The 6,282-nt window shown below is 67.4% G+C and carries 8 protein-coding genes and 1 other RNA gene; 5 read left to right on the top strand and 4 right to left on the bottom strand.

From position 1 onward, the window contains the following. From V7082_RS06910 to V7082_RS06895, 4 genes are all read right to left on the bottom strand, one after another. Positions 1–626: TIGR00282 family metallophosphoesterase (locus V7082_RS06910; RefSeq protein WP_334147081.1), on the bottom strand; the 626-nt coding region annotated here is incomplete at its 3' end. 232 nt (positions 627–858) lie between these two features. Next, positions 859–1,437: a 5-formyltetrahydrofolate cyclo-ligase gene (locus V7082_RS06905; RefSeq protein WP_334147079.1), complete on the bottom strand. Its 579-nt coding sequence runs from the start codon at positions 1,435–1,437 to the stop codon at positions 859–861. A 55-nt stretch (positions 1,438–1,492) separates the two neighbouring features. After that, positions 1,493–1,656: non-coding RNA, 6S RNA (gene ssrS / locus V7082_RS06900), on the bottom strand. Positions 1,657–1,690: 34 nt separating this feature from the next. After that, a complete protein-coding gene (locus V7082_RS06895; protein WP_334147078.1) occupies positions 1,691–1,936 on the bottom strand; it encodes a hypothetical protein in 246 nt (81 codons plus the stop codon). Positions 1,937–2,230: 294 nt separating this feature from the next. On the opposite strand from V7082_RS06895, the gene gap reads away from it, so the two are divergent. From gap to ruvA, 5 genes are all read left to right on the top strand, one after another. After that, a complete protein-coding gene (gene gap, locus V7082_RS06890) occupies positions 2,231–3,238 on the top strand; it encodes a type I glyceraldehyde-3-phosphate dehydrogenase (protein WP_334147076.1) in 1,008 nt (335 codons plus the stop codon). Positions 3,239–3,339: 101 nt separating this feature from the next. Continuing rightward, a complete protein-coding gene (locus V7082_RS06885) occupies positions 3,340–4,344 on the top strand; it encodes a tetratricopeptide repeat protein (protein WP_334147074.1) in 1,005 nt (334 codons plus the stop codon). Positions 4,345–4,363: 19 nt separating this feature from the next. Further along, positions 4,364–4,720 (top strand): c-type cytochrome, encoded by a 357-nt coding sequence (locus tag V7082_RS06880; protein ID WP_334147071.1) that lies wholly within the window; start codon positions 4,364–4,366, stop codon positions 4,718–4,720. Positions 4,721–4,767: 47 nt separating this feature from the next. Next, positions 4,768–5,289 (top strand): crossover junction endodeoxyribonuclease RuvC, encoded by a 522-nt coding sequence (ruvC, locus tag V7082_RS06875; protein WP_334147069.1) that lies wholly within the window; start codon positions 4,768–4,770, stop codon positions 5,287–5,289. 165 nt (positions 5,290–5,454) lie between these two features. Continuing rightward, entirely contained in the window at positions 5,455–6,078 is a 624-nt protein-coding gene (gene ruvA, locus V7082_RS06870) for a Holliday junction branch migration protein RuvA (protein WP_334147068.1), read from the top strand. Positions 6,079–6,282: the final 204 nt, after the last annotated feature.

The raw sequence follows: 6,282 nt of genomic DNA, 5'->3' as shown, positions 1-6,282 counted from the left end.
AGCACGGAATTGTAGTCGCCGCACATCCCCGCGTCCGACATGTAGGCGGTGCCGTGGGAGAGGATGCGCTCGTCGGAGGTCGGCGTGTGCGTGTGGGTGCCGACGACGGCGGACACGCGGCCGTCGAGGAAGTGGCCGAGCGCCTGCTTCTCGCTCGTCGCCTCGGCGTGGAAGTCGACCAGGATCGCGTCGGCGCCGGACTTCAGCCCGCAGGCGGTGATCTCACGGTCGACGGCGCGGAACGGGCAGTCGATCTCGGTCATGAACACGCGGCCCATGGCGTTGACGACGAGCACGTCGGCGCCGTTCCTCGCCCTGAAAAGGCCGGCGCCGCGGCCGGGCGTGCCGGGCGGAAAGTTGATCGGACGGATGAGGCGCTCCTGGCGCTCAATGAAGACCAGCGTGTCCTTCTGGTCGAAGGCATGGTTGCCGAGCGTCACCGCGTCGGCGCCGGCGTCGATCAGCTCGAGGTGGATGGTCTCGGTGATGCCGAAGCCGCCGGCGGCGTTCTCGCCGTTGATGACGAGGAAGTCGAGCTTCAGGCGCTCGCGCAGGCGCGGGATAGCCTCGACGGCGGCCTTCCGTCCCGCCCGGCCCACAATGTCGCCGAGGAAGAGCAGGCGCATCAGGCAGCCCCCCGCAGGGCCGTTGCCGGCCGCTCGATCCGGGATGCGTGTCTGGATCCCGGCCTCCGCCGGGATGACGGCGGAGATGATGTGAGTGAAGTGCCCAACGTCACTCCGGCGAAGGTCGGAGCCCAGACACGTGTGAATTTCGAGCCGCAATCTGCCTCTGCTCCGGAACGGGGCGGGACGCGCGGCACGCATCGTTGCAGGCGGGCGATCATTCCTGCTTTCGCTACGCCGGACATTTCAGCGGCCCGGATGGCGTGAGGACCCAGTCGAGGCGTTCGTCGTACTCGGCATGGGGGACCGCGTCGACCTTCTGCTCGTCGAAGGCGATGCCGATCGATACGACCGGCTTCAGGGCCCTGAGCCGGGCCAGCGTGCGGTCGTAGAAGCCGCCGCCGTAGCCGAGCCGGTAGCCCGCGGCGTCGAAGGCGAGGAGCGGCCCCAGCACGATGTCGGGATCGAGCGCCGGCGCTTCGGGCAAGGGCTCGCGGATGCCCCACATGGTCTCGGCGAGCGGCTCGCCCGGCGACCAGGCGCGGAACACGAGCGGCTTGCCCTTGCCCTCCATCACCGGAAGGCAGAGGCGGTAGCCCTCGCCGATGAGACGGCGCATCAGCGGCGAGGGGTCGATCTCCTCGCCGATGGCGAGAAAGCCCGAGACAATGGCGGGCGCGGGCTTTCCGGCGAAGCCGATGCCATGGCCGGCTATCGTTTCGGATGCGTGGGGCCCATGCGCCGTGAAGGCACGGCCACGCGCCGCCTTGGCCGTGCGGCGCATGTCTTTTTTCAGCTCGGTGACGGGCATTGCTCGGGGAAAGTCTTTCTAGCCGCGATGGCGACGGGTGCGGATCTTCGGAAGGAAAAGTGCCGCGGTGGCCGTTGGAACGATCGATCTCGCCGGGTCCCTACAAATGTAAGGTGGGCGCCATATGTCCGGGGCCACGGCCCCGGCCAGGGACAGCTCCCAGGCAGATCTTATAGGCCCTGGAGAATCATGTGTTCCTGACGAACCCCGCAGCGGGGCTAACATAAAGCCGGGGCGCATAAAAAGCGAGGGCTCAGTCGCCTCTATCGACCACGCCGCTGAGCGACTCGATGACGCCGTCGATGCGCGCGGCTACGAGGTTGCGGCTTTCCTCCAGCGCTGCGATGCGCCGGCGGGCGGCCTCGAGCTCCCTCTTCAGGCGCTCGCACTCCCGCTCGAGCGTGCGGACGCGTGCGTCCGCCGTCCCCGCCTGGGGCGTCGCCCGCTCCTTCAGGCGGCCCGCAGGACGCTTGACCTTTTCCTTCACCCGCTGCGCCATCAGCCGATCTGCACCCCTCGCCGCAAAACTCTGCGGTCCGTCGCTCCGAACGGCTTTCGCAGTCGCGAGTTGCCACCATAGGTAATCCCGCCAGGGCGCGCAAGAAATCCCCCGGCCGGGGAGCCGATGGGCGGGCGTCATTTTCCCGCGCCGCCAGGCGTGTGGCAGGGCGCAGGATTGACAGCCACGGGTGCGCCAAAGTTAATGGCGCCCGCCCGTCGGCTCCATGGCGTCGCGTATCGCCCATGGGCCATCCCGCCCACACAACCATCCCGCTCGATTGGAGGACGTTCCATGGCACTCAAGGTCGCGATCAACGGATTTGGCCGCATCGGCCGCAACGTGCTGCGCGCGATCTACGAGTCGGGGCGCACCGATATCGAGGTGGTGGCGATCAACGATCTCGGGCCGGTCGAGACCAATGCGCACCTCCTGCGCTTCGACAGCGTGCACGGACGGTTTCCGGGCGAGGTGACCGTCAAGGGCGACAGCATCGACCTCGGGCGTGGCCCGATCAAGGTGACGGCGGTCAGGAACCCGGCCGAGCTGCCGCACAAGGAGCTCGGCGGCGAGATCGCGCTCGAGTGCACGGGCATCTTCACCACCAAGGAGAAGGCAGCGGGGCATCTCGCGGCGGGGGCCAAGCGCGTGCTGGTCTCGGCGCCGGCCGATGGCGCGGACCTGACGGTGGTCTACGGCGTCAACCACGAGAAGCTCACCAAGGATCATCTCGTGGTGTCGAACGCGTCGTGCACGACCAACTGCCTCGCGCCGGTGGCCAAGGTGCTCAACGATCTGGTCGGCATCGAGAAGGGCTTCATGACGACCATCCACAGCTATACGGGCGACCAGCCGACGCTCGATACCATGCACAAGGACCTCTATCGCGCGCGGGCGGCGGCGCTCTCGATGATCCCGACCTCGACGGGGGCGGCGAAGGCTGTCGGCCTCGTGCTGCCGGAGCTCAACGGCCGCCTCGACGGGACGGCGATCCGCGTGCCGACGCCGAACGTGTCGGTGGTGGATTTCAAGTTCATCGCCAAGAACGAGACGACGAAGGACGAGATCAACGCCGCGATCAAGGCGGCCGCACAGCAGCAGCTCGCGGGCATCCTCGGCGTCACCGACCAGCCGAACGTGTCGACCGACTTCAACCACGATCCGCGGTCGTCGATCTTCCACCTCGACCAGACCAAGGTCATGGACGGCACGCTGGTCCGCGTTCTCTCGTGGTACGATAACGAGTGGGGGTTCTCGAACCGCATGTCCGACACGGCGATTGCGATGGGGAAGCTGATCTGAACGTCGATAGCGGGGGACGGCGCCCGGTCTTTTGATCGGGCGCAACGTCCGCCGCGGCGCCCACCCTAAGCTCCTCCGGCCATTCAAACCGGAGGAGCGCGATGCGCGGCTATTTCAGCGGATTTCTGGCTGTCCTTCTGATCGTTCCCTGCGGCGGCGCCATGGCCGGCGCCGATCAGGACTGCCTCACGTCGCGGGACAAGGCGGCGCGCATCCAGGCCTGCACGCAGGTGATCGAGGGGGCTGGCTTCGATTCCCAGCAGAAGGCGCTGGCGTTCCGCGAGCGGGGGCGGGCGCGGCTCGATGCGGGCGCGCTCGGCGAGGCGCTGGCGGACCTCGACGAGGCCATGCGCGTGCTCGCCGACGACACGGTCGGTCTCGCGGCGCGCGGACAGGCGCATCTCCTGCGCAACGACAGCAAGCGTGCGCTTGCGGATTTCGATGCCGCGCTCAAGATCGACCGCAACAATGTCGACATTCTTCTGCTGCGGGGCCACACCCATCTCGTGGCCGGTAATCCGCGCAAGGCGATCGAGGACTTCAATACCATTCTGGTGCTCGAGCCGGGCCGCGCGAATGCCCTCAATAATCGTGGGCTCGCGTATCGTCGGGCCGGCGATGTCGATCGCGCGATCGACGACTTCACGGCCGCAATCGCAGCGAACCCCTCCTACGCCATTGCCTTCAACAACCGCGGCTATGCCTACGAGACGAAGGGGCTCAAGGCGGAGGCCGTCGCCGACTTCCGCCGCGCCCTTACGATCGATCCCGGCCTTGCCGGCGCGCGGAACGGACTGAAGCGACTTGGCCAGACCGATCATGCTGACGAAAACGCGGCCTATGCGCAGGCGGGCCAGCAGATCGCGGAGAAGAACTGCGGGTGGTGTCACGCCACCGGCCGCCAAGGGGCGAGCCCCAACGCGAAGGCGCCGCCGTTCCGCGAGTTGCAGCGCCGGTACGCGCTCCAGGCGCTCCGCGAACCGCTATCGCGCGGCATCGCGGCGCCGCACGACCAGATGCCGAAGTTCGATTTCACCGATGAGGACATCGACCGGATCATTGCCTACATCAACGCGCTGGCTTATCCCGCGATGCCCTCGCGCTGACGGATCGGAGGACGATCCGATGGCACGCTTTGCCTCCCTGCTAGCGCTGGTCGCCGTCCTGCTCGGGATGCCCGTTGTGGCGTGCGCGGCGGACGACGTCACGACCAACGATGTGACGGCCGACGACGTGGCGCGCGGCAAGGCGCTGGCCGAGCGATTGTGCGCGACCTGCCACCTCGGCCCGGGTCAGGGCGAGAAGCGGAGCCCGTCCGAAATCCCGGGCTTCCGCGCGGTCGCCAAGCGGCCGGGGCAGTCGCTGCACGGCATCGTCGGCTGGCTCAAGGGCGTTCCGCCGATGATGCCGAACCATCGGCTGACACAGGACGAGATGTTCCTGATCGCCACCTATATCCTCTCCCTCAAGGACGAAGACTGAACGGGGCCTTGAGGTCCGGGCCTGCGAATCGCGCTAATCCGGTTCCCATGAGGGACAGGCTGGTTCGCATCATCGGCATCGATCCGGGGCTCCGGCGCACCGGGTGGGGCGTCATCGAGACGGATGGCGTGCGGCTCACCTACGTCTCCTCGGGACTCATCACGTCGACCGCGGACGAGGCGCTCGCCTACCGGCTGAGGGAACTGTTCGAAGCGCTCTCCAGTGTCATCGCGGGGTCGGGGGCGAGCGAGGCGGCGGTCGAGGAGACGTTCGTCAACGAGAACGCGCGCGCGACGCTGAAGCTCGGCCAGGCGCGCGGCATGGCGCTTCTGGCGCCCGCCCTCAGGGGGCTCCGCATCGCGGAATATTCGCCGAACCTCGTCAAGAAAGCCGTGGTCGGCGCGGGGCACGCCGAGAAGCGGCAGATCCAGGCCATGATCGGCTTCCTGCTGCCGAAGGCGCGCTGCGAGAGCGCGGACGAGGCGGATGCGCTTGCGATCGCCATCTGCCATGCCAATCATCGTGGCGCGGCCGCGCTTGCCCGCCGCGTGCTCAAGGAAGGGGTCTAGCGTGGGCTTGCAAGTCCGCTACGCTGTCGCGGTTCGGTTGGTGCGCGGACTTGCGAACTCGGACCACGCTAGACAAGTGTGCTTTGGCTCGTGTCCTTTTGATTTCGAAGTTTGTTTCGAGCCAGCGGCATTGTCAGACAAACTTCGAAATCAGGACACGAGGGGATGATCGGCCAGCTCAGAGGCATCATCGACGCCATCGGGGAAGCGCATGCGATCGTCGATGTGGGCGGCGTCGGCTACGAGGTGCAGCTCTCGGCGCGCACGCTGCGCAACCTGAAGCTCGGCGAGCCGGTGATGCTGACCATCGACACGCATGTGCGCGAGGATGCGATCCGGCTGTTCGGTTTCCAGAGCGAGGTCGAGCGGAGCTGGTTCCGGACGCTGCAGAACGTGCAGGGCGTCGGCTCCAAGGTGGCGCTGGGGGTGCTCGGCGTGCTCTCGACGCAGGACCTCGCCAATGCCATCGCGCTCGGCAACTGGGCGGCCGTGGAGCAGGCGCCGGGCGTGGGCAAGAAGCTTGCGCAGCGCATCGTTGCCGAGCTGAAAGACAAAGCGCCGGCGCTGTCGGTGGCGGGCCTCAACGTGCCGGTTGCGTCGGGTCCGGGCGGTGTTGCGGATGCGCCGGCGGACGGGCTTGCGGCGGCGGAGGCGATCTCGGCGCTGACCAATCTCGGCTACAACCCGGCGCAGGCAACGGCCGCGGTCGCCGCCGCCATAAAAGAGCTCGGCGCGGATGCGGATACGGCTAAGCTCATCCGGCGCGGGCTCAAGGAGCTGGCGCGGTAGGCATCGCTAATCAGCGGTGGTGGTTAGTGCGCTGGTCAGCTTGCGACCCTGAGCGGAAATGGTCGAGGCTAGAGCCATGAGCTTCTTACCGAACGCCTGATGCGTGGCAATTGCGGCACGCTTTCCGGCTTCGTGCGAGGAAACGTCGCCCCCAGCAGGCCGAGTCTGTTGTCGAGTGCCGTGCGCTCAACTAGTTCTCAGACG

It is taken from the genome of Hyphomicrobium sp., from assembly GCF_036833075.1.
GTDB lineage: Bacteria > Pseudomonadota > Alphaproteobacteria > Rhizobiales > Hyphomicrobiaceae > Hyphomicrobium_C.
This window is presented reverse-complemented; position numbering and strand designations above follow the sequence as displayed.

Coding starts and splice junctions, on each gene's coding strand:
- V7082_RS06905 (WP_334147079.1), bottom strand. CDS start 1,437: ATGCCCGTCACCGAGCTGAAAAAAGACATGCGCCGCACGGCCAAGGCG.
- V7082_RS06895 (WP_334147078.1), bottom strand. CDS start 1,936: ATGGCGCAGCGGGTGAAGGAAAAGGTCAAGCGTCCTGCGGGCCGCCTG.
- gap (WP_334147076.1), top strand. CDS start 2,231: ATGGCACTCAAGGTCGCGATCAACGGATTTGGCCGCATCGGCCGCAAC.
- V7082_RS06885 (WP_334147074.1), top strand. CDS start 3,340: ATGCGCGGCTATTTCAGCGGATTTCTGGCTGTCCTTCTGATCGTTCCC.
- V7082_RS06880 (WP_334147071.1), top strand. CDS start 4,364: ATGGCACGCTTTGCCTCCCTGCTAGCGCTGGTCGCCGTCCTGCTCGGG.
- ruvC (WP_334147069.1), top strand. CDS start 4,768: ATGAGGGACAGGCTGGTTCGCATCATCGGCATCGATCCGGGGCTCCGG.
- ruvA (WP_334147068.1), top strand. CDS start 5,455: ATGATCGGCCAGCTCAGAGGCATCATCGACGCCATCGGGGAAGCGCAT.